Genomic DNA, 23,267 nt, shown 5'->3' with positions numbered 1-23,267 from the left:
TGCAAGGATTGATTAGGGTGGAGGTTTATGTGTATGGTCATTGTCATGCGAGGGAAAACGAGTCGACAACGACGCCGGAAGCAGGTGCTCATCAAATTATTTGGGCTCATTGCCTGTGTCTTTCTGGTGGTGGTTTTGCTGGTCGGTTGGTTGGTGAACCGAATGATTAGTGAGTCGTTTCTTGAGTCGCAAATTGAATCATCCCTGACGTGTAAGGCGAGTATTGGTAAACTGGAGTTATCCTTACTTCGTTCTCCTGCAAGGATCACCTTGCACGATCTTGCGTTGTCGGGGCTGCCGGATGACCGAAAGGCGAAGGATGCCCGGGTTGAAGTGGATCAGGTGGATTTGGATGTCAGCCTGTGGTCGCTGATGCGGAAACATGTCGATATCTCCCGGATGACGGTGCGGGGTGCCAATGTGGTCGGAACCGTCTATGAAGAGGGAGGAGCCTCCTTGGAGGCCTTGTTTGAATCTCCGGACAAAGAGGAACGACCCGGGACCTCGGGTAAAGCCAGACGGAGGAAAGAGGATAGTCCTGAGAAATCGGGCGGGTTCAACGTCTTTGATCACGACGATTTTGTGGCCTCTCTCGGGGGCTTTTTCATGCACGACTGTCGCTTTGATCTGACTCTGGAGCAATCCGGTTTGCGGGTGCGCGGCTCTTCACTGAATGTGTCCCTCGGCCGTTTGACTATTGACCCCAAGCGACTTCAGGATACGGATACCGCTGAGCTTGAGATGTCGGTCAATGTTCGTTTGGATTCCGTGAAGGGCTGGCATTATGGAAATCTCGATATCAGCGGTAAGGCCAAGGCCCGCTTGTTCAACCCGCAGTCAGGGGATCTGGAGCCTGATGTGTTGGGGCATTTTGATTTGGCGGATTCTTCCTGGTTAAATACTCGGATTCCCGTGATTTCCGAGGCTTGGGAGGAAATGAATCGATTGAAAAAGATAGGGATAGAGATTGACCCCTTGCCTGAGAAGGCGGTGTTTGGTCGGAGTGAAGCGGTGGCAGCGCATTACCACCGTGGTAAAATCACGGTTCTACAAGATTTGTCGCTTTGGGTCAGTGATTGGGAGGTAGCTATGATTGATGGTTCCTGGGTGCATACGGAAACCAACCAGCATGTGATCGAGGCCGAGTTGCTGGCATCCAAACCTGCCAGTGCCAAGCTTTATGGGTTGATTGCTTCAGGCTTGGATTATTTGCCGGAAGATATTCGGGCGATGGTAGGTAAGGATATGAAAAAGCAATTATTTCGCGGTGACCGTTTTCTGGTGCGAGTGAAATCAAAAGAAACCTTGTCGGACCCGAAAATACGCCTGGTCGATGGCATCCCGGATTTTGCCAAATCCGCTGAAGAAGCCGGAAAAAAACTTATCAAGGAAAAGGCGGGAGGCCTTCTCAAAGGCTTGCTCGGGGATTGATCTGGAAGGTCGGAAGATGATTCTCTTCTTAAAGGTGTCCTAAAGAGAGTTTAGCGCTTGTCATGGTGTGTTTTTGGTTTATTGTTCCAAAGAACAGTGTTCAATTGCTTGCCCGACCCTTATGCCGCTGGTCTTATGCCGCTGGTAGATGGGGGGCTCCAAAAACAAACCACTGTGCTTGTCACGCTTTGCCCGATCGTGGTGATCCATCCCCCCACAATCACTAATCACTAATCACTAATCACTAATCATTAATCATTAATCACTCATTCCCATGTCTCAGATTACACTTACCAAACGCCAGCAGGAGGTTCTCGATTACCTCAAGGAAACCCACCGGGTTGAGGGCTTTATGCCATCGACCCGTGATATTCAACGGCACTTTAACTTTGCCAGCCAGACGGCGGCAATGAGTCACCTCCGCGCCTTGGAAAAAAAAGGAGCCATCGTGCGTAAGGCCAATAAAGCCTGCGGGATCGGCTTTCCCGAGGAAATGGAGCGAGAGGAAATCGTGGATATTCCGATTTACGGAAGTATTGCGGCAGGGATGTCCCAGGACGTGGACTCCGAACGAGACGGTTGCCTGTCGATTGATGTTTCTTCACTGGGGCTGCATGGCAATGCCCGGACCTTTGCTCTGAAAGTCCGAGGGGAATCGATGATTGATGCACATATTTGCGATGGAGACACTGTGGTGATGGAGTTTCGCGAGCCGCGTAAAGGAGATGTAGTCGCCGCTCTGATCGATGGAGAAACAACCCTGAAGCGCTACGTGATCGAAGATGGGAAACCGTTTCTTCGCGCAGAGAATGAACAGTTTCCCGACCTGATCCCGGCGAGAGAGTTAGTTATCCAAGGCGTTCTGGTTGCCTTGCTGCGTTCGGCGGCATAGGGGGCAGGTGATTGGTGATTGGTGATTGGTGATTGGTGATTGGTGATTTGTGATTTGTGATTGGTGATTGGTGATTTGTGATTTGTGATTAGTAATTAGTGATTTGTGATGGGTTTAGATCGTTTGATTCTGGCATCGGGTTCGCCGCGTCGGCGTGAACTGTTGTCGGCTGCTGGCTTGGATTTTGATGTGCTGGTTTCTCCGGCGGAAGAGTTGCATGATGCGTCGATTCCATTGCCTGTTCTTTGCGAAGGGAATGCGAAGCTCAAGGCGCTTGCGGTGGCGAAGGATTTTCCTGAGGCTGTGGTGTTGGGGGCGGATACCCTGGTCTATATCGACCAGATGCCGCTGGGAAAGCCGGATGATGAGGCGCATGCGCGTAAGATGTTGCAACAGTTATCAGGCAGAACGAGTAAAGTCTGCACAGGCGTGTGTTTGGCCCGTGGTGGCGAGAGTCATTGTTTTCATGAGATCACCGAGGTCGTGTTCAAACCATTGAGTTTGACGATAATCGATGACTATTTATCCAAGGTGCATGTATTGGATAAGGCAGGGGCTTACGCGGTTCAGGAGCATGGCGATCTCATCATTGAGCAGCTCAAGGGCGACTACGACAATGTCGTTGGTCTGCCCGTGCAGCGTGTGTTGCAAGAGTTGCGCCGTTTTTAATGGAGCCTCGCTCTGTTCTCTCTATCACCCGGAAAATCGGAAGACTGTCAATCGTGGATTGCCGGTTGACGGGGTGGGCTGATGCCGTAGTTTAGTTGTTATGATCAAGGCATACGCAGCCCACGAGGCCAAAGGAGAGCTCCAAGCATTTGAATACGACCCCGGCGAGTTAGGGGCGCATGAGGTGGAGATCGATGTAACGTTCTGTGGTATCTGTCACAGTGACCTCAGTGTGATCGATGATTCCTGGGGGATGACCCAGTATCCGGTGGTGCCCGGGCATGAAGTGGTGGGCACCGTGGGCAAGGTGGGCAAAGAGGTGAAAGGAGAGTGGTTAGGCAAGGTGGTTGGTCTCGGTTGGCAGTCGGGGTTTTGCAACGATTGTGGCCATTGTCATGCCGGGGATCAAAACCTGTGTGCAGAATCCCAGGCAACGATCGTCGGTCACCATGGAGGTTTTGCCGACAAGGTGAGGGCGATGGTGGATGCGGTGGTTCCCATCCCCGACGGGGTGGATTTGGAATCTGCGGGTCCTTTGTTTTGTGGCGGGATCACGGTGTTCAACCCCTTGGTTCAGTTTGATGTCAAACCGACGGATCGGGTGGCGGTGATCGGGATCGGAGGGCTCGGCCATATGGCCTTACAGTTTCTCAATGCCTGGGGCTGTGAGGTGACGGCATTTACCTCAAGTGAGTCGAAGCGGAAGGAAGCGCTTGAGCTTGGAGCTCATGACACCCTGAACTCAAGGGATGCGGCAGAGATTGAGGCTGCCGCAGGGCGATTCGATTTGATCCTGTCGACGGTGAATGTGAAGCTCGACTGGAACCTCTATTTAAATACCTTAAAGGCCAAAGGGCGCTTGCATTTTGTCGGAGCCACTTTGGAGCCTCTTGATTTGAATGTGTTTTCACTCATCATGGGGCAGCGATCGGTTTCCGGTTCACCGATTGGAAGTCCGGCGACGATTGCGAGCATGTTGGAGTTTGCCAAGTTGCATGAGATTCAACCGGTGGTGGAAACATTCAAAATGGATCAAGTCAATGAAGCCATCGAGCGTCTGCGCAGTGGCAAGGCGCATTATCGTATCGTTCTGAGTAATGAAAACTAACAGGAGTTTTTTAGTTTGTTTGGGGTTTGGCTGTGTGGCAGGTGCCGCCTCTTTGTCTGCAGCAGAGATGCCGGTTCCTGATGGGGAGCGCTTGAGAACACTGGTGCGTAAGCATTTTCCTGAGGGACATGTGTACATCGGCGGCACCACGGGGTGGGCCAAACTCGAACGCGGCTCCGGCACTGTTTTGGATCGGGAGTTTTCGTATGTGACTCCTGAAAACGATTTTAAGCAGCAGATGATCAATCCACGTCCGGGCGTCTGGAACTGGAAGCATGCGGATGCCTGGGTGAAACGCTGCGCCGAGCGCCAGCAGGTGCTGCGGCTGCACGGGCCGATCAGCCCGCAGGTTTCCCGGTGGGCAAAAGAAGACCAACGAACAGCCGAAGAGCTGTCGCAATGTCTGGATGAGTTTATGACCCGTTTGTGTCAACGATACGATCGCTACGATCACGTCAAGTGGATCGATGTGGTGAATGAGGCGGTGAGCACAGATGGTTCATGGTTCGGCCCGAAACCGGGTGTCGACAAGTGGGAGAACCCATGGCCCAAAATGGGCTATGATGACAGCGATCCATTGAGGCCTCCGCTCTATATCAAGCGGGCTTTTTTATTAGCGGACAAACATGCTCCGAAAACAAAGCTCATCATCAACCAGCATGGGAGTATGGAAAAGGCCATGTGGGAGAAGGTCAAATCCACCGTTCTCTATCTCCGAAAACAGGGTCTTCGTGTGGATGGCATAGGGTGGCAGGCACACGTCGATGTTGGTTGGGAAAAGCAGCCGGGAAATGTGGAGGCCTTGCATGAATTGATTCGTTGGTCACATGCTAATGGACTGTCGTTTCACGTGACAGAAAACAATGTTTGGTTAAAAAAGGATAAGGATTACCAAGCGCAGGCGGCCACCTTTGGTGCAATCCTGCGTATTCTTCTCGAGCATCGGGCCTCCGGGGTGGTGACCTGGAATGTCTGGAACCTCAGCGATGGTGAAGCATGGATTCGGAATCGTGCGTATGAGGGGTGCTTGTTTGATGATCAGTTTGCCGCCAAACCTGCCTATTATTCAATCCAGCGGGAGTTGCTTCAGGCCGCAAAAACTTCGCCGTCCAAGTGAGGGCCTATTTTTTAAGCCTGGCGAGGAACTCTTTATTGCCATCGGTTCCCGTGATGGGTGAGTCAATGCATTCGATCCAGATGTAGCCGAGTTCTTCGGTGACAAAGTGGTGGATTTTATCGACGGCGCGTTGGTGCAATGCGGGGTCTCGAACAATGCCCCCCTTGCTGATATCCTCACGGCTCAGTTCGAATTGGGGTTTGATGAGACAGATAATTTGACCCTCTTCTTTGAGAGTAGCAAACATGGGCGGCAGGATGCGTGTCAGGGAGATAAAGGAAACATCGGTGACGGCGAGATCGATACGTTCACCAATGTCATCCGGGGTCATGTGGCGGGCGTTGAATTTTTCCTTCACGACGACGCGGGGGTCGTTGCGCAGTTTCCAGGCAAGTTGGTTGGTTCCAACGTCAACGGCGTGCACTTTGTTGGCACCGCGCTGCAGTAGGCAGTCGGTAAAGCCTCCTGTGGAAGCTCCGACGTCGAGGCAAACGTAGCCGTCAGGGTGAATGTCAAAGGCGTCGAGAGCTCCTTCCATTTTTAAGCCGCCTCGACCGACATATTTGGGGCGTTCCTTGACGGTCAGCTCGGTGTCGGTGGCGAGTTTGGTGCTGGGTTTGGCGACGACGTTGGTTCCGGCAAGTACCTCACCAGCGAGGATGAGTCGTTTTGCCTGCTCCCGGGAGTCGCAGAGCCCGCGTGAAACGAGGAGGGCATCGGCGCGTTCTTTGGTTGCCATAGGTGGAAGGTAGTAGGATTTAGAAAGATGAACAAGATTTGTCCGCGGACTAGAAGCTCTGGCTATGAGATGGATGATTCCTTGGCTCGCAGGCAGGGTGAAACCCTATTTTGTAGCAGTGGCTAACAGTGTTTGGAAGTGAGGGGCTTCGGATTCCTTATCGACGATGGTGGTCTCGATGTTTTTGAACCCGGCGTCTTCGAGCATTTTGTAGAGTTCGACTTCGGAAAACCCGAGCCAGGTGTCAGCATACAGTTCACGCGCCTGTTCGAAGCTGTGCTGGAGCAGATCGAGGATGACAACCGTGCCTCCTGGTTTGAGCATGCGGTAGGTTGAGGTGATTGCTCGTTCGGGGTGCTCGGCGTGGTGGAGTGCCTGTGAAAAAATGGTGAGGTCGATGCTGGCGTCATCGATGGGCGGGGCTTCGATATCGCCGAGTCGATACTCCAGGTTGTTGAGGCCGTGTTCTTTGGCGAGTTGCTGGCCGAACTGGACCATGTTCGGGGAGTTGTCGATTGCGATGACTTGATCGGCCCGAGGTGCCAGCAGTTGGGCCAGAGTGCCTTCTCCCGCTCCGAGGTCGGCGACCACCTTGTAGTTGAGGATTTTGAGCATCGCTTCGGCCAGTGATTTCCATGACCGGCCCGGGACGTAGCTCCGACCAAATTTTCCAGCCAAGGTGTCGAAGTAAGACCGGGCAGCGTCTCGGCGTTTGCGAAGAATGTGGGCAAGTGTCTGGGAGTCGGCCGCGACTTCCGGGATTTCATCAGCGGCTTGTCGGGCCACTTGCATCAGGGCATCCGGCGCACTCATGGTGTAGACGTTGTTTTTTCCTGAGCGTGAGCTTGTGACCAGCCCTTCTTGGCGCAGCTGAGATAGCTGGGTAGAGATCCGGCTTTGGCCCATGCCGAGGATTTCCTGCAGCTCGGCCACATTCAGTGACTCGCTCTCAAGCAGGAGCAGGATCCTGATCCGGGTAGGATCCGAGAGAAGTTTTAAGGATTTCAGGATTGACGGCATGGGAATATGGGTTAAATCAACGCATCAAGATTTGTTGATGCGAAATCTGAAGCCAATCAAAACCAATAAGCAAATTATGTCACGCGAATTTATTTTTTCTTCTGAATCTGTTACCGAAGGTCACCCCGATAAGGTTTGTGACACGATCAGCGATTACATTCTGGATCAATGTCTCAAAGGGGACCCCAACAGCCGTGTAGCCTGTGAAACTCTGGTTAAGGACAACATGGTGGTTCTGGCCGGCGAGATTTCCACGGATTCCCAGTTCAACTATCAATCGGCTGTGTACGAGGCGATCAGGGAGATCGGCTACACCTATGACGATTGTGCTTTCCACGCCGAGCGCTTTGTTTTTGTCAATGCGCTGGGGCAGCAGTCCAGCGACATCGCCCAAGGAGTGGATGATAAAGGTGCGGATGGCAAGGACCATGAAGAGCAAGGAGCCGGTGACCAGGGGCTGATGTTTGGTTTTGCTTGTAAGGATACGCCTCAGCTGATGCCCGCTCCGGTGATTTACTCCCACCAACTGGGCGAGGAATTGACCCGCTTACGCAAGGATGGTGAGATTAAGTGGCTCCGTCCGGACTCCAAGACCCAGGTGTCTTGCCGCTACGTTGACGGCCAGGTGAAAGAGATCACCGCAGTGGTCGTTTCCACCATGCATGCCGAGGGCGTAGAGCATGAGGAAATCAAACAAACCATCACGGAAAAACTCATTCACAAGGTGCTGCCGGCTGAACTGGTCACCGAGAATACGGAAATCCTCGTCAACCCGACCGGGAAGTTTGTGATCGGAGGTCCTGTTGGTGACTGTGGACTGACAGGCCGGAAAATCATTGTCGATACTTACGGTGGGATGGGGCGTCACGGTGGAGGTGCTTTCTCCGGTAAAGACCCGTCCAAAGTAGATCGCTCGGCTGCTTACATGTGTCGCTGGGTGGCCAAAAATATCGTGGCTGCCGGACTGGCAGAGAAAGTGGAAATCCAGGTTGCCTACGCGATTGGTCACCCCCAACCGGTGAGCATCGATATCGATACCTTTAATACGGCGAGTGTGGAGGAGTCGGCTATCGTTGCTGCTGTCAAAGAGGTGTTCTCCTTCAAGCCCGCTGACATTGTGGCCCAGCTTGACCTGCTTCGCCCGATCTATAGCAAAACCACCAACTACGGTCACTTTGGCCGCGAGAATGCAGAGCTTCCTTGGGAAAATACCGATAAGGTCACAGAGCTGTTAGCGGCTGTTTCGCAGTAAAATAAAGCAGACATAAGATCTAATCAATTAAACCAATCAATTAAAACCATGACAACAACGATCGAAAAACCACTCACTAACGATTACAAAATCGCAGATATCAATCTGGCTGACTTCGGCCGGAAGGAAATCGATATTGCTGAGCACGAAATGCCCGGCCTGATGCAAACCCGCGCCAAGTATGGTCCGGAAAAGCCATTGCAGGGGGTCCGGATTATGGGTTCATTGCATATGACGATTCAGACCGCTGTACTGATCGAAACTCTGGTTGAACTGGGGGCTGATGTCCGCTGGGTTTCCTGTAATATTTTCTCAACTCAGGACCATGCCGCAGCGGCGATTGCCAAGTCAGGAACTCCTGTCTTTGCCTGGAAAGGGGAGACCCTTGAAGAATACTGGTGGTGCACCTGGCAGGCGATTCAATTCCCTGGAGACCTTGGGCCTGAACTGATCGTCGATGACGGCGGGGATGCGACCTTGTTGATCCACAAAGGATATGAAATGGAAAATGGATCCGACTGGGTGAATCAGCCGGCATCCAGTGACGAAGAGGGCGTCATTAAAGAACTTCTCAAGAAGATCGGAGCCGAGCAGCCTGGCGTCTTTGCCAAGATTATCAAGGATTGGAAGGGGGTTTCCGAAGAAACCACGACAGGCGTGCATCGTCTCTATCAGATGGCCAAGGAAGGATCCCTTCTTGTCCCAGCGATCAATGTGAACGACTCCGTAACCAAGTCGAAATTTGACAACCTCTACGGTTGCCGTGAATCGCTGGTTGATGGCATCAAGCGTGCAACGGATGTGATGATCTCGGGTAAGGTGGCTGTTGTTTGTGGCTACGGTGACGTCGGTAAAGGATGTGCCCAGGCACTGCGTGGACAAGGCGCCCAGGTGGTGGTCACGGAGGTTGACCCGATTTGTGCACTCCAAGCTGCCATGGAAGGATACCGTGTTCTGACGGTTGAAGACACACTTGGATGGGGAGACATTTATGTCACCACCACAGGTAACTTCGATATCATCCGCCTTGAGCATATGGAGAAGATGAAGGATCAGGCGATTGTCTGCAACATCGGCCACTTCGATAATGAGATCCAGATGGATGCGCTCACTAAAGCGGAGGGCGTTACCCACCTCAACATCAAGCCCCAGGTGGACAAGTTTACTTTCCCAACGGGTAATAGCCTGTATATGCTTGCTGAAGGTCGTTTGGTCAACTTGGGATGTGCCACCGGTCATCCTAGTTTTGTGATGTCTAACTCCTTTGCCAACCAGACACTGGCTCAGATCGACCTTTGGAAAAACAGGGACAGCTACAAGCCTGGTGAGGTGAAAGTGCTTCCCAAGCATCTTGATGAAGAAGTCGCTCGACTCCACCTCGAGAAGATTGGTTGTAAACTCACGGTGCTCACCCCTGAACAAGCCGAATACATTGGTGTTTCCCAGGAGGGCCCTTACAAGCCTGATCACTACCGCTATTAGGGATATTCAAGAGCCATAGATCGTAATATCTACAACATCATCCCTCGTTGTATTACTCAGCGGGGGATTTTTCTTGTTGACGTTTACGGCAAGTAGTCGTAAACCTGCGACAGGTTGTCGTAATAGCCTACTGTGTGTTATGAAGAAGAAACATGAAAGTCCTGATCTGAGCCCCAGTGTCACTCATCTGGCCAAAGCTGAACTGGCGGTCATGGATCTGCTATGGAAGCAGGAACCATTGACGGCTCGTCAGATTCGTGAGCAGCTTTACCCGGGCCAAGGGGCTTCTCAGAATGGGACTGTACAGCGACTTCTCCAACGTCTCGAGGGGAAGGGGTGTGTGCAGCGAGACCGGGAAACGGCTGTGAATCTTTTTTCGACAACCTTGAGTCGAGAAGAGTATGGTGGTGGTCAGTTAGAAAGTCTGGCAAACAATCTGACGGCCGGATCGATTGCTCCCTTGATCACGCATTTGGTGGAGAAGAACAGAATAACAGCTGAGGAGATCGATCGTATTCGGGCGATCCTTGAACCAGACCAACACGAAAAGGGGAAGGTTGTATGATGGAGGCAATCATACAAGGAGTGGTGAGCAACGTGGTTTTTGCCTCGGTCCTTGCTGTGTTTGCCTGGCTGGTGGGACGCTTTGCAAAGCGCCCTCATCTTAGTTACTTACTGTGGTTGCTGGTTCTTGTGAAGTTGGTAACCCCTCCGGTGGTTTCGATCCCTTGTATCGAACCTATCCAAGCAGCCGAAGTGGCATCGGATGAAGCAGGTAGGTTGCTTCCCATGGAAGTTACTGCATTGGAAAACGTCTCAGTGGAGAGTGCGTCCTCTCTGGGGGTGTCGAGTGCTTTGATGATGGTTTTTTCGCTTGTTAGTGTCGTTGTTTTGATCTGGACCATCGTTCGCGCGATAGCGTTTCACCATCTTGTGATAGCTGAAACGAGGCCCGTTCCACCGAAGGTTGATAAAATGGCGCGGCAGCTCGCCTCGGCCATCGGGCTCCGTAAATTGCCTGAGTTGTGTGTTACTACGGCGAATTTATCCCCCATGGTCTGGTGGATGGGGAAGAGGGTGCGTGTGATCTTGCCCGAGGCGATGTTTGAGACCATGAGTGATGATCAATGCTGTTGGGTGCTTGTGCACGAGTTAACGCATGTGAAGCGTCGCGACCACATCGTGCGTTGGCTTGAGTGTTTTGCCGGGGTGTTGTTTTGGTGGAATCCTGTGATGTGGTGGGCTCGCAAGCAGCTTCGCATTTATGAAGAATGGTGCTGTGATACCGAAGTGCTCGAAGTCATGGAGGCCCAGCCAAAAGATTACGCGCACGCGCTTCTTTCTGTCGTCGAAAAACTTGTTGTTCCCGGGGGCCGCCCACCGGTGATGGCAAGCCAAATGAACAGTGGCGGACAATTAGAACAACGAATAAACATCATTATGAATCAAGAAAAAATACGTAAGACTTCAAAGCTTATCCGTGCTGGCGTGTTCGCCGGCGTTGCCGTGACTTTGCCGATGGGCATCGTTACGGCCGAAGGGGATGACCGCAAAGAGAAGGCTGCTTATAAGGATGCCTACAAGGCACCTACGATGGACGTCATCAAACAACGACTTGATGCCGCTGTGAAAGCCGGAGAACTCACTCAAGAGCAGGCCGACCAAAAGCTGGAGTATTACAAAAAAAATCAAGGTCAAAAAGGTAAACGATCTGGAATGCGTGCCCGCTACCGTGAATATGAACAAGAACTCAAAAAGAAGGTCGCTGCCGGAGAGTTGTCTGAGGAAGAGGCCAAGGAGAAGCTTATGCATATGAAAAAGCGGATTGCCATGGCCTCGAAGAAAAAGGACGCTTATGCCGCTCCAAGCATTGAGCAGGTCAAGCGGCGGCTTGATGCTGCGGTCGAAGCTGGGGAACTAAGCCAGGAAGACGCAGATCTCAAGCTGAAGCACTATCAAGAGCGGCTGAAGCGGGGCCAAAGTGACAGGTTAGACAAGGCTCCCAGCATTGATGAGGTTAAACGGGCGCATGCCAAAGCTGTGAAGTCAGGTAGAATGACCCAAGAACAAGCCGATGCCAGGCTTAAGGAGTTCATGAAGCGCCAGAGCGGCGCTGAGTAAGGTGTTGATGCTTGATTGAATTTTTTGACGACAGAAAACAACTGGCAGGGCGGAGTGTTTTTACTACGTCCTGTCAGTTAATGCGTCGGTTGGGTTCTCCTTGTTATACCAATGAGGCAGCGCAGTGGGCGAACGTGATCATCGATCAAGATGGTCGCGTGAAAATTTTAAGGTTGCCTTTCAGTGGTGCAACAGCACGGTATGAAGCCATGAGGCGGGAATGGTGGATCCGGGCTCTATTCTTCGGCTCTGAGACTTTGTAAGTGTTCCGCTGCCAGATCTTCGATTTCCATGAGAGAGGCAACCGTGCAGAGGCGTTGGCGCAGGGGTTTTGCCCCGGGGAAGCCCTTGCAGTAGGCCATCAGTCGAGAGCGCATGGCCATGATACTTTGGCGTTCGTTGCCGTAGCGGTTGGAGTTGACCGCCATGTCACAGTGGCGGGTGATCAGCTGCCAGCGTTCCTGAATGGGGACCGGGGGAGGCGTTTCTCCGGTTTCGAGATACTGTTTGGCTTCGCGGAAGATCCATGGGTTTTGCATGGCTGCGCGGCCGATCATGACGCCTGAAACGGCCGTCTGCTCCCGGCGTTTTTTAACGTCGGCCCCACTGGCAATATCGCCATTGCCAATCACGGGGACCGATACCGATTCGGCGCATTCACCGATCACCTGCCAGTTGGCTTCCCCCCGGTAACCTTGCGAGCGGGTTCTTCCGTGGATCGAGATCGCTTGCATGCCTTCTTCCTGGAGGATGTGGCACACATCGGGGGCATTGATTGATTTTTCATCCCAGCCGATCCGGATTTTGGCTGTGACCGGGACGATGTGCCCCACGGCCTTGGCTACTCCCGATGCCACACTGGCCAGAGTGCCGCAGTCTTTGAGGAGGGATGAGCCTCCATTTTTAGAAACGACTTTGTTCACCGGGCAGCCGAAATTGATGTCGATGAAGTCGGGTTGTTTCCAATCGATGATCTTTTTGGCCGCTTCTCCCATACGGGCACCATCGGCACCAAAAAGTTGGACTCCAACCGGGCGTTGCTCATCTGTGAACTCGGTATATTTGCGGGTCCGCTCGTCTTGTTGCATGATACCTTCCGTGGCGACAAACTCGGTGATCATGACATCGGCGCCGAGCTCCTTGCAGATAGTGCGGAACACGACATCGGTGACCCCGGCCATCGGGGCGAGGTAAAGAGGGAATTGCTTGTCGGTAAACCAGGGAAGCATGGGGAATTAGGAATGTGGAATGTGGTCTTCGCCCGGAGCTTGTTGTTCGGGTGGGGTGTTTGATGCTGGCTCATCACTTTGTGAGGGCTCATCCTGTCGGGGCTCAGCTTCGTCTGCTTGCGCGTGACTTTCTGAATCCGGGTTCTCGGTATCGGTTTTTTCGGTGTCGGTTGTTTCTTCAGGCTCGGGTTTGCGGCCTCCGTGCTCGAGGAGTTCGGATACTTCTTCCTGGATCTTTTCGATGTCATCGAGCGGGATGTTCGGGTCTTTGACGATGAAGACGTCTCCGGTTTTTCGTTGCTCGTAGATGCGGATGATGCCTGTGGCTGTTGGTTGTGAATCGGCTTCGACCAGTTGTTTTTTTCGCTCCAGCATGATGGCGAGAATATACCGCGCGTTTTCAGTGTGCTCCTCGTCTTCTTCGATCAGGCGGCGCAGCAGGTTTTCCGGGCTTTCCTCGGTGACTTGGACTTCTTCTTCCTTGACCGGGGCGTGGTAGATGCTGGTCCAGAAAGAGAAGGGGGGCGTTTCATCTTCGTTTCGGTCATTCCATGCCTCAGTACTGAAATCTTTACGTAGGTATCCGCTGGATTCAGGGTCGGGAAAAATGGCGGTGTAAAACGATTCGCCGTCGTCAAATTTTCGCTCGGTGATCGAGCAGGTGTGGGACCGGGATTTGATCGACCATGTTTCGTGAAGAGCCATAGGCAAGTTTCAAGTTTCGGCACCGAAGTTTCAAGTGAAATGATTTAGATTATCCAGACTGGGGAGGATCACTTGTTTCCGGGAGTTTTATGGTCGAGCAGGCTCGCCACTGTGCATAAATTCTTATCATGCTGACTTGCTAAAAACTTGCCAAGGTCGCGAGGCAGGTTTACTCAGTGTGCGCGATGAAAGTTATTATGATTTACGGCAGTGAGAACGACAAACCGTTCATGGAGCCTGCCCGCGTATACCTGTCCGACAACGAAGTTGCTTACGAAGAAACAGTGCTTTCCGCACATCGTAACCTCAGCGAGTTGATTGAATTCCTGGCCGAGCTTGAAAAGTCCGGTGAAAAGGCTGTGATCCTTGCGATTGCTGGCCTGGCCGCGGCTCTTCCCGGTGTGGTCGTGATGAAGACATCTCTTCCAGTGATTGGCGTTCCGGTTCCCGGAGGCCCTCTCAATGGTGTGGATGCCCTTCTTTCCATCAGTCAGCTTCCCGGAGGTGTTCCCGCGACGACCGTCGGATTACACTCCAAAGCTCCGATGAACGCAGCCATGGCTGCTCACCGGATTATCTCGCTCGCGAGTTAATCGTAAAGGTGTTATCTTTCCGCGTGATGTCAGATTCAAGCATGCAACTGAATGCCGGGGATTTGTCTTCGGCTGTGGATCGGCTGGTGACGGCCATCCTCAGTGCCAATTCGGACGGGCAATTTGCTCTGGTCGGGTTGCGTAGCAGAGGCGACGAAGTTGCCGAGCGCATTCTTGAGCAGTTGGCCTCACGCGGCATCGAGGTCCCGATGGGGGTGCTCGATATTTCCCTCTATCGGGACGATCTCGCCCATTTGAACTTCAACCCGAAGTTGCAGAGCAGTGAGATCGATTTCCCGGTGGACGGGACTCACATCATCATTGTTGATGATGTCTTGTTTACAGGGCGGACGGTGCGGTCCGCGATTGATGCGTTGATGGATTACGGTCGTCCTGCCAAGATTGAGCTGGCGACTTTGATTGACCGTGGGCATCGTGAGCTTCCCTTTGCCCCGGATTACACGGGGGTGTTTCTTGAAACCGAGCGTATGGATTACGTGGATGTCCGCTTGGTGCAGACAGATGGTGAGGATGCTGTCATGGTTACCAAAAACCCAGCCTAATGGCGACCCTTCCAGAAAAAAAACACGAGCGCGAGGAATTGCAACGAATTCGGATGCGCAATGCCATGGCCGTCAGGCCTCCCGTCCAACATTTGCAAAAGATGGCGGTGAACCGATTGGTTCTGGGCGTGGGATACGTCCTTGGTGTGCTGGCCGCTGGATTGATGATCCGAGCTGTCGATTCCCTAGGCTTGGTAGATGAAACCCTTTATTATGCCGGCGTGGCTTGTGTCTCGGTGAATATCCTGCTGGCACTCTGGATCTTTTGGAAAAAACCACGGTCTCGACACCATGCGGTGATTCTAGCAATTATTTCATTGCTTGTATTGGTGTTTGGATCTGTGTATTACGTTGAACAGTTTGAGCAAGCACCCCATGACGACGCGCAAGGACCTCTTAGATATTGAATCTCTCAGCCGTGAGGAAATCGAGCATTTGCTCGACCAGGCCGGCCCCTTCAAGGAACTCTTCACCCGATCGGTGAAAAAGGTCCCGGCCCTGAAAGGGAAGTCGGTGCTGACCTTGTTTTACGAGCCGAGCACCCGGACGCTTTCCTCATTTGAGGTGGCGGCCAAGCGTTTATCGGCGGATGTGACAACCTTCGATGTGCCGCATTCCTCGGTGGTCAAGGGGGAGTCGGTAAAAGACACCATTGACACCCTTCAGTCGATGAGGACGGATTACATCATTGTGCGTAATTCGATGTCTGGCTTGCCCCTGGTGATTGCCCGGGAGACCAAGGCCAGCGTGATCAATGCCGGTGATGGGGCTCACGCCCACCCGACGCAAGCGTTGCTGGATGGGTTTACCTTCCGCGAAGTTTTTCCCGAAATGCAGAGGAAGAAAATTTTGATTGTTGGTGATATTTTACACAGTCGGGTGGCACGCTCGACATCCACCTTGATGCGTAAGCTCGGTGTGGAGGTCGCTTGGTTAGGGCCGGGGTCTCTGGTTCCCAAACATGGCCCGAGGGATATTAAGCGCTTCACCAATTACGACGAAGCGATGCAGTGGGGGCCGGACGTGGTGTATCTTTTGCGGATTCAGATGGAGCGCCAGAGTGCTCCGTATTTCCCCAGCCTGCGTGAATACACGAAGCTGTATGGCGTAACGCCCGAGCGCTTCAAACGTTTGGAAGATCAGGGGACTTACATTATGCATCCCGGTCCGGTGAACCGTGGTGTTGAGTTGTGCGATGCTGTGATGGATTACCAGCGTTGTCTGATCAACCAGCAGGTAGAGAATGGAATAGCCGCCCGAATGGCGGTCCTTTACTGGTTGAAGCCGGAATCCGATCAATAGTCCAGGAACTCGGAACGTTCATTTTTTCATATATTCTTATCTCATGTCCGCTTTACTTATTCAAAATGCGCAGATTGCCTGCGAAGAAAACGATACGCTAACACCTGCGGATGTGCTGGTGGAAAATGGCATCATTTCCAAGATTGCCAAAGGTGTGGAAGCTCCGGCGGGAGCCAAGGTGGTGGATGCCAGCGGCAAGGTCTTATTGCCCGGCATGTTTGACACGCACATTCACATGCGGGAACCGGGGCAGGAGGCGAAGGAGACCATTCAGTCAGGGACCGAAGCGGCTATCAACGGCGGGGTAACCGGTGTGGTTCTTATGCCGAATACGGCTCCGGCGATTGATTCGGCTGCGATGGTTCGCACCATCTATGATATTGCCAAACGGGACTCCCGAATCCCGGTGTATACTTCCGGCTGTATTACCAAAGGGCGAGAAGGCAAGGAGTTGGCCGGGATTGACGGCATGCTGCAACTCGGTGTGAAAATGCTGACGGATGACGGGGATGCGGTTCCCGACATGTCTCTGCTCAAGCGGGCGATGGAGTATGCTTCCGAGTTCGATTGTTTTTTTGCCTCACATTGTGAGGTTCTTGACTTGTCCGGGCCACGAGCTTTGAACGAGGGTGTGGTGAGTCATCGGCTCGGGATTGTGGGCTCTCCAGCCTGCAGTGAAGAGATTTGCATGGATCGGGACATCCGCCTTGCCCATGCTGCTGGTGCCCGACTGCATATCCAGCACGTCTCCAGTAAGCTGGGGATGGAAACCATTCGTTGGTGGAAGTCGATGGGTGCCAAGCTGAGCGCCGAGGTCTCACCTCACCACCTGTTGTTTAATGAGGAGGATATCGGGAATTACGATACTCACTACAAGATGAATCCGCCGCTTCGGACCGCCGAGGATAACAAGGCACTGCTGGAAGGTTTAAAGGAAGGGGTGTTCGACATCATTGCCACGGATCACGCTCCGCATACGCCCTTTGAAAAAGCCCAGGATTTTGTGACCTCTCCCAATGGGATTACAGGCCTGGAAACGGCCTTGGTTTCCCTCTACCATCATTTTATCAAAGCAGGTGAATTTGGTTGGGGCTTGATCGTAAAACGCTACTCTGCCGAACCCCGTCGGATGATGAGTCTTGAGCCAGTTCCTATCGAGGAGGGCGGGGCTGCCGAGTTCTTGTTGTTTGATCCCGAGGGACAAACGACTTTTACCTCCGAGTTTATGCGTTCGAAGAGTCAGAATACGCCCTTCCTGGACAAGACCTTGGATGGGAGTATTGATCTGGTTGTTCTTGGAGACGCTGTTTTGTTGGAACGTTAAAGGATGAATCGATGATTCTGTCCGAGTTTCGTCATTTGGGGGCCGGTGGCTCACCGTTTGCTGTGCTGATGGCGCTAGTTTTGGGGCTTGCCCTGTCTGCGTGCCAGCCGGGTGCCCCGGTCGATACGGTTCGTGTCCTTTCGGCTGAAGAGTTGGTCCAAGCTCAGCGCGATGATGACCAGCTCTTGCAGGACTTAGTGGTGAACCGAGCGGCCTTGAAGGATGACTTCGAGTCCTTTCATGATTCTGGTCGCTGGCAGGATCGGGGGTATTTTTCTGCCCAGGAAAGTGATCGCTTGGAGGTCTTGCTCTACCGATTTCACACGATGCACCATGAGCTGTCCGAGGTTGCGAAGCGGCATCAGTTAGTGGATGGCTCGAAGTCAGCTTCGCTTGTCCGTAGTCGGGAAATTGCAGCTAAAGCTCATGAACTGCAGATGGAACAGGCCCGTTATGTCGTAGAAGTTTTCGCGAAGGATGCGGTTGCCATCGCCAAGCTCAACCAGTCCTATCCGCGATCTGAAATTCCCCGTCACACCTATGATCGATTGGAGGATATGCTTAGATCCGATGCACAGCGGCGCTTTGCTGCGATGCGTCGTAAGATGGGGGACGACTGGTTTGACTCCTCCTACGGAGTGCAAGCAGAAGTGATTCTCAGGGTGGCAGAGTTTAAAAATCCGACGGCTTATTTGCTGAACGTCAGCGACAAGCAGAAGGCCCAGGTGCTGGAATGGGTCGAGCCGGGTGACCTGATCCTGACCTTTACGGCTGGTTATGCCAGCACGGTCTTTATCCCCGGGAAATTTAAACATGCGATGGTCTTTGTGGGCACGCCCGAGCAGCGACAGCAGCTGGGTTTGGTTCCCGGCAGCCTTGATTTTCCTGGTGGGGCGTCGGCCCGTAAACGTGTGGAGGCCAAATACTCCCAGGGCCGAACAAGCGATGGTGAAACAGCCAATGTGATCGAGGCCGATTTGAGCGGCGTGAAGTTCAGTAATTTGGATCGTATCATGGACACCCACATGAACCGGATGGTGGTGATTCGGCCCCGGCTCTCCGGGCATGACCGCTTGCAGTTTATCGGCCAGCTGTTCACGTACCTCGGGCAGGAGTATGATTTCCGTTTCGATTTTGCTGATTCCAGTCGGCAGGTATGCACGGAGATTATTTACCGGGCTCTGAATGGTCGGGGTGGGATCGATTTTCAGCTGAGCCGTCACACCGGGCATCTCACATTGAGCGCTGATGATATCATTCACTACTGGCTGGATGAGGCTCCCGAAAGCTTCGACTTTATCTTGTTTGTGGATGAATCGAAGATGAGACCCGGGCATTCGGCACGGGTGTCATTGGGGGCGGACGGCCGCAAGCGTCTTGAGAGCTTGATGAATAAAGATTGAATAAGGACCTCGCGCGCTTGGCTGATGCGGTCTCCTTCAAAGAGAAATTTTTTCTCCTTTTGGCTGGGGTTGGAATAAAAAATCTGTAGCTTAAAGAGAATGAAAGAATTAGCGGAAACGACAACGAGTAGCCGAGTTGAGAGCATTCTGGATGTGGGTTGTGGAGACGGTAGTTTTTTGCGTCAATTGATTGCTTCGTCGCCTGAGGCCAAACGTGTGGTAGGGGTGGATATTGTCGATCCCCGGACCTTGGTTCCCGAGGATTTATTGAATCATCCGGTGGCAGAGTGGGTGACGGCATACGGGCACCAGCTGCCATTTCCCGATGATTCGTTTGATTTGGTTTGTATTGCCCGCGTCCTGCACCATCTTCCGGGTGAGTTTGTCGAGTTGACGCTGAATGAAATGAAGCGGGTGCTCAAACCTGGAGGTGAGTTTATGGTCTGTGAAATGTACAGTGACCAGCAGAGGGATGCCCAGATGGGCTATGTGTTTTACCACCAGTGGCTGGCGGAAGTGGACCGCTACCGTGGTATTCACCATTACGATTTCCTCAACCGTAATGCGGTGGTCTCCATCATTGATTCTCTTGGGTTGGTCGATTGCCAAATGGAGGATTACAACGAGGAATACACCGCCGAGCAGGAACAGCAGGAGATGGCTATCATCCTCGAGCGGGTGGACCAACGCTTGCAATTGGCTGAAGGATATGAGGAGTTGGAACGCCTAAAGCAGGAAGCCCAGTCGATTCATGTCTGGATGCTGACCCACGGTCTGGCGATGCCAACACGCCTGATCGCTTCCGGGCATGTGGAGGTTTAGCTTACTTCCTCCCGGCGACAACCTTCACGATGCTTTGAGCACGGTCTGTATTGTGTCGGGCCATAGCCTGCCGACAGCTTGAAAAGCTGCCCTAGTGAGCCGTAGCCTTGGTCCTTTAAAGGTATCGTTGCTTGAGGTGATCGATGTGATACTGGGGGGTGGTTGTTTGTCCGCTTGCCCGTTCGATAAGATCCTGCGGAAGGTAGGTGCAGCCATGGTTGTGAATGTGGGTGCGCATCCAGTTGAGCAGGGGGATGAAATCGGCTTGATTGAAGGCGCTGGCCACTTTCTGATCTTGCATGGCACGGTGGTGGAGTTGGGCGGCATTGAAATTACCAAGGGTGTAGGTGGCAAAGTAGCCAAGTCCGCCCATCGCCCAGTGAATGTCTTGTAGGCATCCCTGCCCGTCGTTTGGTGGGGTCATCCCCATGAGTTTTTCGAAGCGGCTGTTCCAGGCCTCAGGAATGTCGTTTACGGCGATTGAACCGTTGAGAATTTCGCGTTCGATGCCGAAGCGCAGCAGGATATGGAGATCGTAGGTGGCTTCATCCGATTCGACACGGATGAAGGAGGTTTCGGCCCGGTTGATGCTGGTCAGGAAACCGTCGAGGTCGAGTTTCGAGAGTTGGGGAAAGATCTCCTGGGCTCGTGGCAGCCACTTGCTCCAGAAGGGGCGGGAGCGGCCAACGTGGTTTTCCCAGAGTCTGGATTGTGATTCGTGGATGCCGAGTGAGCTGGAATCTCCAACCGGCAGCCCGTGTTGGTCTTCGGGTAAACCTTGGTCGTAGAGCCCGTGACCAGCCTCGTGTAAAACGCCAAAGAGGGAGGATGTGAAATCGTTTAAGAGATAGCGAGTGGTTAGGCGGGTGTCCTTTGGTCCGATGCCGGTGCAGAAGGGGTGAGTCGTGGTGTCGATTCTTCCCTTGTTGAAATCGAATCCAATATCTTCGGCTATTTCCCGATTGAGTTGCTGTTGTTGTTCGATGGGATACTCGGTGTCGGGGATCAGGTTCGGGGTCTCGGCTGAGCGCTTGACCGCTTCGCGGGCGATGTCTGCCAGCTCAGGGGCAACGGAATCGAACATGGCGGCAACTTCCGAAGTTTTGGCCGCGCGTTCGTAGTTGGAGAGCAGGGCATCGTAGGGCTCGTCCTCGTATCCCCAGCGGTCGGCTTTTTCTCTGGCGATGTCGAGTAAGATGGAGAGGTGGGGGGCGAAGAGGGTGAAATCTGACTTCTCTCTGGACTCAGCCCAGGCCACTTTGGCGAGTGAGGCTGCTTCCGAGGCTCGTTCAACCAAGGATTGGGGAAGTTTGGTTGCCCGGTTGAATTGGTGTCTGAACTCTCTGAGATTGGCGGCTTCGATCAGATCTTTGCCGTCGGTTCCATTTTCAGCAGCTTCCAAATCCTGTTGGAATTCGGAGCTGGTGCTTAGCTCATGCACCTTTCCTGAGAGCCACGCTAATTGTTTTGCCCGGTATTGCACACCTCCCTTCGGCATGTAGGTTTCCTGGTCCCATCCGAGCACACCCATGGTGTTGCCGAGCAGGGCGATTTCGCGGGATTTTTGGCAAAGCGATTGGTAGGCGGTTGCTGACATGGCCGAGCTCTACCAGTGATTGCGTTTGAGGGGTAGAAAAAAATAACTTGGCGTCAATTTTAGTGATTGGTATTGCCCGTTCGCTGGGCTGAGTAGGTTGCGGCTTCATCTGGCTGCATACCCTTGAACATGGAAGAGCGTTTTTTTTATCAGAAAATCGTTGTAAGAACCGCCGCAGCCCTCGTGTATGGTGATCACATATTTGTCTATGACAATGCTCTCCACTTGGGCTGGCGATGCAGACATCGCTGAACCAACGCTGGATCAAGCATTCGCAATAGATTCCAATAGATTCCCAAAGATTATGAAATACGTTCAATCCATTTTACTCAGCTGCGCAATGAGCGTTAGCGTAGGTAAAAGTCAGGCCGCAGATAAGCCGAACATCCTTTTTCTTTTTTCTGATGATCACGCCTTGAATTCGATTTCGGCATACGGGGGGCATTTGAAAGATGTGGCTCCAACCCCTCACATTGATCGCCTGGCCAAGGAAGGGGCGATCTTTGAGAACTCCTTCTGTGCCAACTCCATTTGTGGTCCTTCAAGGGCTTGTATTTTGAGTGGCAAACACAGCCATAAAAATGGCTTCATGCGAAATACGGGCAGGGGCTTTGATCAATCGCAGTGGACGGTGGCCAAGGCCCTGCATGCGGGAGGTTACACAACGGCCGTGATCGGCAAATGGCATTTGAAAACCAATCCGGTTGCTTTTGATTATTGGGAGATTTTGCCTGGGCAGGGTAGTTATTATAACCCGGTGTTCATTCAGATGGACGGGAGCAAAAAGAAATTTGAAGGATACGCCACGGATATTACAACGGACAAGGCCATCAAGTGGTTGGATAACCGAGATAAGTCCAAACCCTTCTTCCTGATGTGCCAGCACAAGGCACCCCACCGGACCTTTGCTCCAGCCCTGCGCCACTTGAATGCTTTTGATGGAGTGACGATCCCTGAGCCACCGAGCTTGTTTGACGACTATGCCAACCGGAGCAAAACCTTGCCAAAAAATGAGATGGAAATCGATCGGCATTTGCGGTGGAGCTACGATGTGAAAGTCAGACAGGATGAAGTGGGTGACGTCAAGCTGCCACCGGCTCCTCGAGGTGGACCAGCGGAATACAATCGGATGACACCAAAGCAGAAAGCGGTCTGGGACGCTCACTTCGGTCCGAAGAACAAAGCCTTTCTTGCCGATGTCAAGGCGGGTAAGTTAAGTCACAAGGAGATTGTCCGTTGGAAATACCAGCGTTATTTGAAAAACTATCTGGGCACCGTTAAGGCGGTTGACGAAAGTGTTGGGCGGATGCTCGATTACCTTGAGAAGAATGGCCTGGCTGAGAATACGATCGTGATCTATTCCTCGGACCAAGGGTTTTATCTCGGTGAGCATGGATGGTTTGATAAACGCTGGATGTTTGAGGAGTCATTCAAAATGCCTTTCCTGATTCGTTGGCCTGGAGTGGTTAAGCCAGGGTCCAGGCCCAAAGAGTTGATTCAAAACATCGACTACGCCCCGACCTTTTTGGATGTCGCCGCCCTGTCGGTTCCAGAGGATGTGCAAGGGAAGTCGATCGTTCCGGTGCTCAAGGGGGAAGCAAAGAACTGGCGGGAGTCCGTCTACTACGCCTATTATGAAATTGGTGAGCACGCCGTGCCGCAGCACTTTGGTGTGCGGACCGAGACCCACAAGCTGTTCTACCTTCCAGGCACGGATGAGTGGCAGATGTTCGATCTGGTGAAAGACCCTGAGGAAATGAAAAGTGTGCATGATGACCCCGAGTATGCTGAAATTCGGAAGGCTTTGACCAAGGAGTATCATCGGTTGAGAAAGCAGTATGAGGCTCCGACTTACGAGGAGTATGCTCCCAAACGAAAAGCTCAAAAAAAGTAAACAG

The 23,267-nt window shown here is 52.7% G+C and carries 22 protein-coding genes; 17 read left to right on the top strand and 5 right to left on the bottom strand.

All coding sequences use genetic code 11. The features are described from left to right. The first annotated feature begins 45 nt into the window (after positions 1-45). From HW115_RS04260 to HW115_RS04240, 5 genes are all read left to right on the top strand, one after another. Positions 46-1,431 (top strand): AsmA family protein, encoded by a 1,386-nt coding sequence (locus HW115_RS04260; protein WP_178931313.1) that lies wholly within the window; start codon positions 46-48, stop codon positions 1,429-1,431. 274 nt (positions 1,432-1,705) lie between these two features. Beyond that, entirely contained in the window at positions 1,706-2,323 is a 618-nt protein-coding gene (gene lexA, locus HW115_RS04255) for a transcriptional repressor LexA (RefSeq protein WP_178931312.1), read from the top strand. 108 nt (positions 2,324-2,431) lie between these two features. Next, complete coding sequence (locus HW115_RS04250) at positions 2,432-2,992, top strand: Maf family protein (RefSeq protein ID WP_178931456.1); 561 nt, start codon at positions 2,432-2,434, stop codon at positions 2,990-2,992. A gap of 100 nt (positions 2,993-3,092) precedes the next feature. Beyond that, a complete protein-coding gene (gene ahr / locus HW115_RS04245) occupies positions 3,093-4,100 on the top strand; it encodes an NADPH-dependent aldehyde reductase Ahr (protein ID WP_178931311.1) in 1,008 nt (335 codons plus the stop codon). Beyond that, positions 4,090-5,217 (top strand): endo-1,4-beta-xylanase, encoded by a 1,128-nt coding sequence (locus tag HW115_RS04240; RefSeq protein WP_178931310.1) that lies wholly within the window; start codon positions 4,090-4,092, stop codon positions 5,215-5,217. Before ahr ends, HW115_RS04240 begins: the two co-directional genes overlap by 11 nt. Positions 5,218-5,221: 4 nt before the next feature. Here HW115_RS04240 and HW115_RS04235 read toward each other — a convergent pair whose 3' ends face one another. Both HW115_RS04235 and HW115_RS04230 read right to left on the bottom strand, forming a co-directional pair. After that, positions 5,222-5,956: a TlyA family RNA methyltransferase gene (locus HW115_RS04235; RefSeq protein WP_178931309.1), complete on the bottom strand. Its 735-nt coding sequence runs from the start codon at positions 5,954-5,956 to the stop codon at positions 5,222-5,224. Between the two features lie 105 nt (positions 5,957-6,061). Next, positions 6,062-6,976, bottom strand: a complete 915-nt coding sequence (locus HW115_RS04230) for an ArsR/SmtB family transcription factor (protein WP_178931308.1) — start codon at positions 6,974-6,976, stop codon at positions 6,062-6,064. Positions 6,977-7,052: 76 nt separating this feature from the next. Between HW115_RS04230 and metK the strand changes: the two genes are divergently transcribed. The 4 genes from metK to HW115_RS04210 all read left to right on the top strand — a co-directional run bounded on the left by metK (position 7,053) and on the right by HW115_RS04210 (position 11,831). Further along, complete coding sequence (gene metK, locus HW115_RS04225) at positions 7,053-8,228, top strand: methionine adenosyltransferase (protein ID WP_178931307.1); 1,176 nt, start codon at positions 7,053-7,055, stop codon at positions 8,226-8,228. Positions 8,229-8,276: 48 nt separating this feature from the next. Next, a complete protein-coding gene (ahcY, locus tag HW115_RS04220) occupies positions 8,277-9,710 on the top strand; it encodes an adenosylhomocysteinase (protein ID WP_178931306.1) in 1,434 nt (477 codons plus the stop codon). A 139-nt stretch (positions 9,711-9,849) separates the two neighbouring features. Beyond that, positions 9,850-10,275, top strand: a complete 426-nt coding sequence (locus HW115_RS04215) for a BlaI/MecI/CopY family transcriptional regulator (protein ID WP_178931305.1) — start codon at positions 9,850-9,852, stop codon at positions 10,273-10,275. After that, positions 10,272-11,831, top strand: coding sequence for a M56 family metallopeptidase (locus HW115_RS04210; protein WP_178931304.1), 1,560 nt, complete (start codon positions 10,272-10,274; stop codon positions 11,829-11,831). Before HW115_RS04215 ends, HW115_RS04210 begins: the two co-directional genes overlap by 4 nt. Positions 11,832-12,067: 236 nt before the next feature. Here the strand turns inward: HW115_RS04210 and dusB are convergent, their stop codons facing one another. Together dusB and HW115_RS04200 are read right to left on the bottom strand one after the other, a co-directional pair. Next, the gene (dusB, locus tag HW115_RS04205) at positions 12,068-13,060 is read right to left on the bottom strand and encodes a tRNA dihydrouridine synthase DusB (protein WP_178931303.1); all 993 of its coding nucleotides are present in this window, start codon (positions 13,058-13,060) and stop codon (positions 12,068-12,070) included. Positions 13,061-13,066: 6 nt separating this feature from the next. Then, the gene (locus HW115_RS04200) at positions 13,067-13,765 is read right to left on the bottom strand and encodes a hypothetical protein (RefSeq protein WP_178931302.1); all 699 of its coding nucleotides are present in this window, start codon (positions 13,763-13,765) and stop codon (positions 13,067-13,069) included. Between the two features lie 185 nt (positions 13,766-13,950). On the opposite strand from HW115_RS04200, the gene HW115_RS04195 reads away from it, so the two are divergent. From HW115_RS04195 to HW115_RS04165, 7 genes are all read left to right on the top strand, one after another. Further along, the gene (locus HW115_RS04195) at positions 13,951-14,358 is read left to right on the top strand and encodes an AIR carboxylase family protein (RefSeq protein WP_178931301.1); all 408 of its coding nucleotides are present in this window, start codon (positions 13,951-13,953) and stop codon (positions 14,356-14,358) included. Positions 14,359-14,384: 26 nt separating this feature from the next. Then, positions 14,385-14,921 (top strand): bifunctional pyr operon transcriptional regulator/uracil phosphoribosyltransferase PyrR, encoded by a 537-nt coding sequence (gene pyrR, locus HW115_RS04190; RefSeq protein WP_227021256.1) that lies wholly within the window; start codon positions 14,385-14,387, stop codon positions 14,919-14,921. After that, the gene (locus tag HW115_RS04185; protein WP_178931299.1) at positions 14,921-15,328 is read left to right on the top strand and encodes a hypothetical protein; all 408 of its coding nucleotides are present in this window, start codon (positions 14,921-14,923) and stop codon (positions 15,326-15,328) included. The genes pyrR and HW115_RS04185 overlap by 1 nt, the downstream gene beginning before the upstream one ends. Further along, on the top strand, positions 15,297-16,223 hold the full coding sequence (locus tag HW115_RS04180; protein ID WP_178931298.1) for an aspartate carbamoyltransferase catalytic subunit: 927 nt from the start codon (positions 15,297-15,299) through the stop codon (positions 16,221-16,223). Before HW115_RS04185 ends, HW115_RS04180 begins: the two co-directional genes overlap by 32 nt. Before the next feature lie 43 nt (positions 16,224-16,266). Next, positions 16,267-17,547 (top strand): dihydroorotase, encoded by a 1,281-nt coding sequence (locus tag HW115_RS04175; protein WP_178931297.1) that lies wholly within the window; start codon positions 16,267-16,269, stop codon positions 17,545-17,547. A 68-nt stretch (positions 17,548-17,615) separates the two neighbouring features. Then, positions 17,616-18,950, top strand: coding sequence for a YiiX/YebB-like N1pC/P60 family cysteine hydrolase (locus HW115_RS04170; RefSeq protein WP_178931296.1), 1,335 nt, complete (start codon positions 17,616-17,618; stop codon positions 18,948-18,950). A gap of 99 nt (positions 18,951-19,049) precedes the next feature. Further along, on the top strand, positions 19,050-19,772 hold the full coding sequence (locus HW115_RS04165; RefSeq protein ID WP_178931295.1) for a class I SAM-dependent methyltransferase: 723 nt from the start codon (positions 19,050-19,052) through the stop codon (positions 19,770-19,772). Positions 19,773-19,887: 115 nt separating this feature from the next. Here the strand turns inward: HW115_RS04165 and HW115_RS04160 are convergent, their stop codons facing one another. After that, the gene (locus HW115_RS04160; RefSeq protein WP_178931294.1) at positions 19,888-21,369 is read right to left on the bottom strand and encodes a carboxypeptidase M32; all 1,482 of its coding nucleotides are present in this window, start codon (positions 21,367-21,369) and stop codon (positions 19,888-19,890) included. Positions 21,370-21,673: 304 nt separating this feature from the next. Here HW115_RS04160 and HW115_RS04155 point away from each other — a divergent pair, with 304 nt between their 5' ends. Continuing rightward, entirely contained in the window at positions 21,674-23,263 is a 1,590-nt protein-coding gene (locus tag HW115_RS04155) for a sulfatase family protein (RefSeq protein WP_178931293.1), read from the top strand. Positions 23,264-23,267: the final 4 nt, after the last annotated feature.

This window comes from Oceaniferula marina (assembly GCF_013391475.1).
Taxonomy (GTDB): domain Bacteria; phylum Verrucomicrobiota; class Verrucomicrobiia; order Verrucomicrobiales; family Akkermansiaceae; genus Oceaniferula; species Oceaniferula marina.
This window is presented reverse-complemented; position numbering and strand designations above follow the sequence as displayed.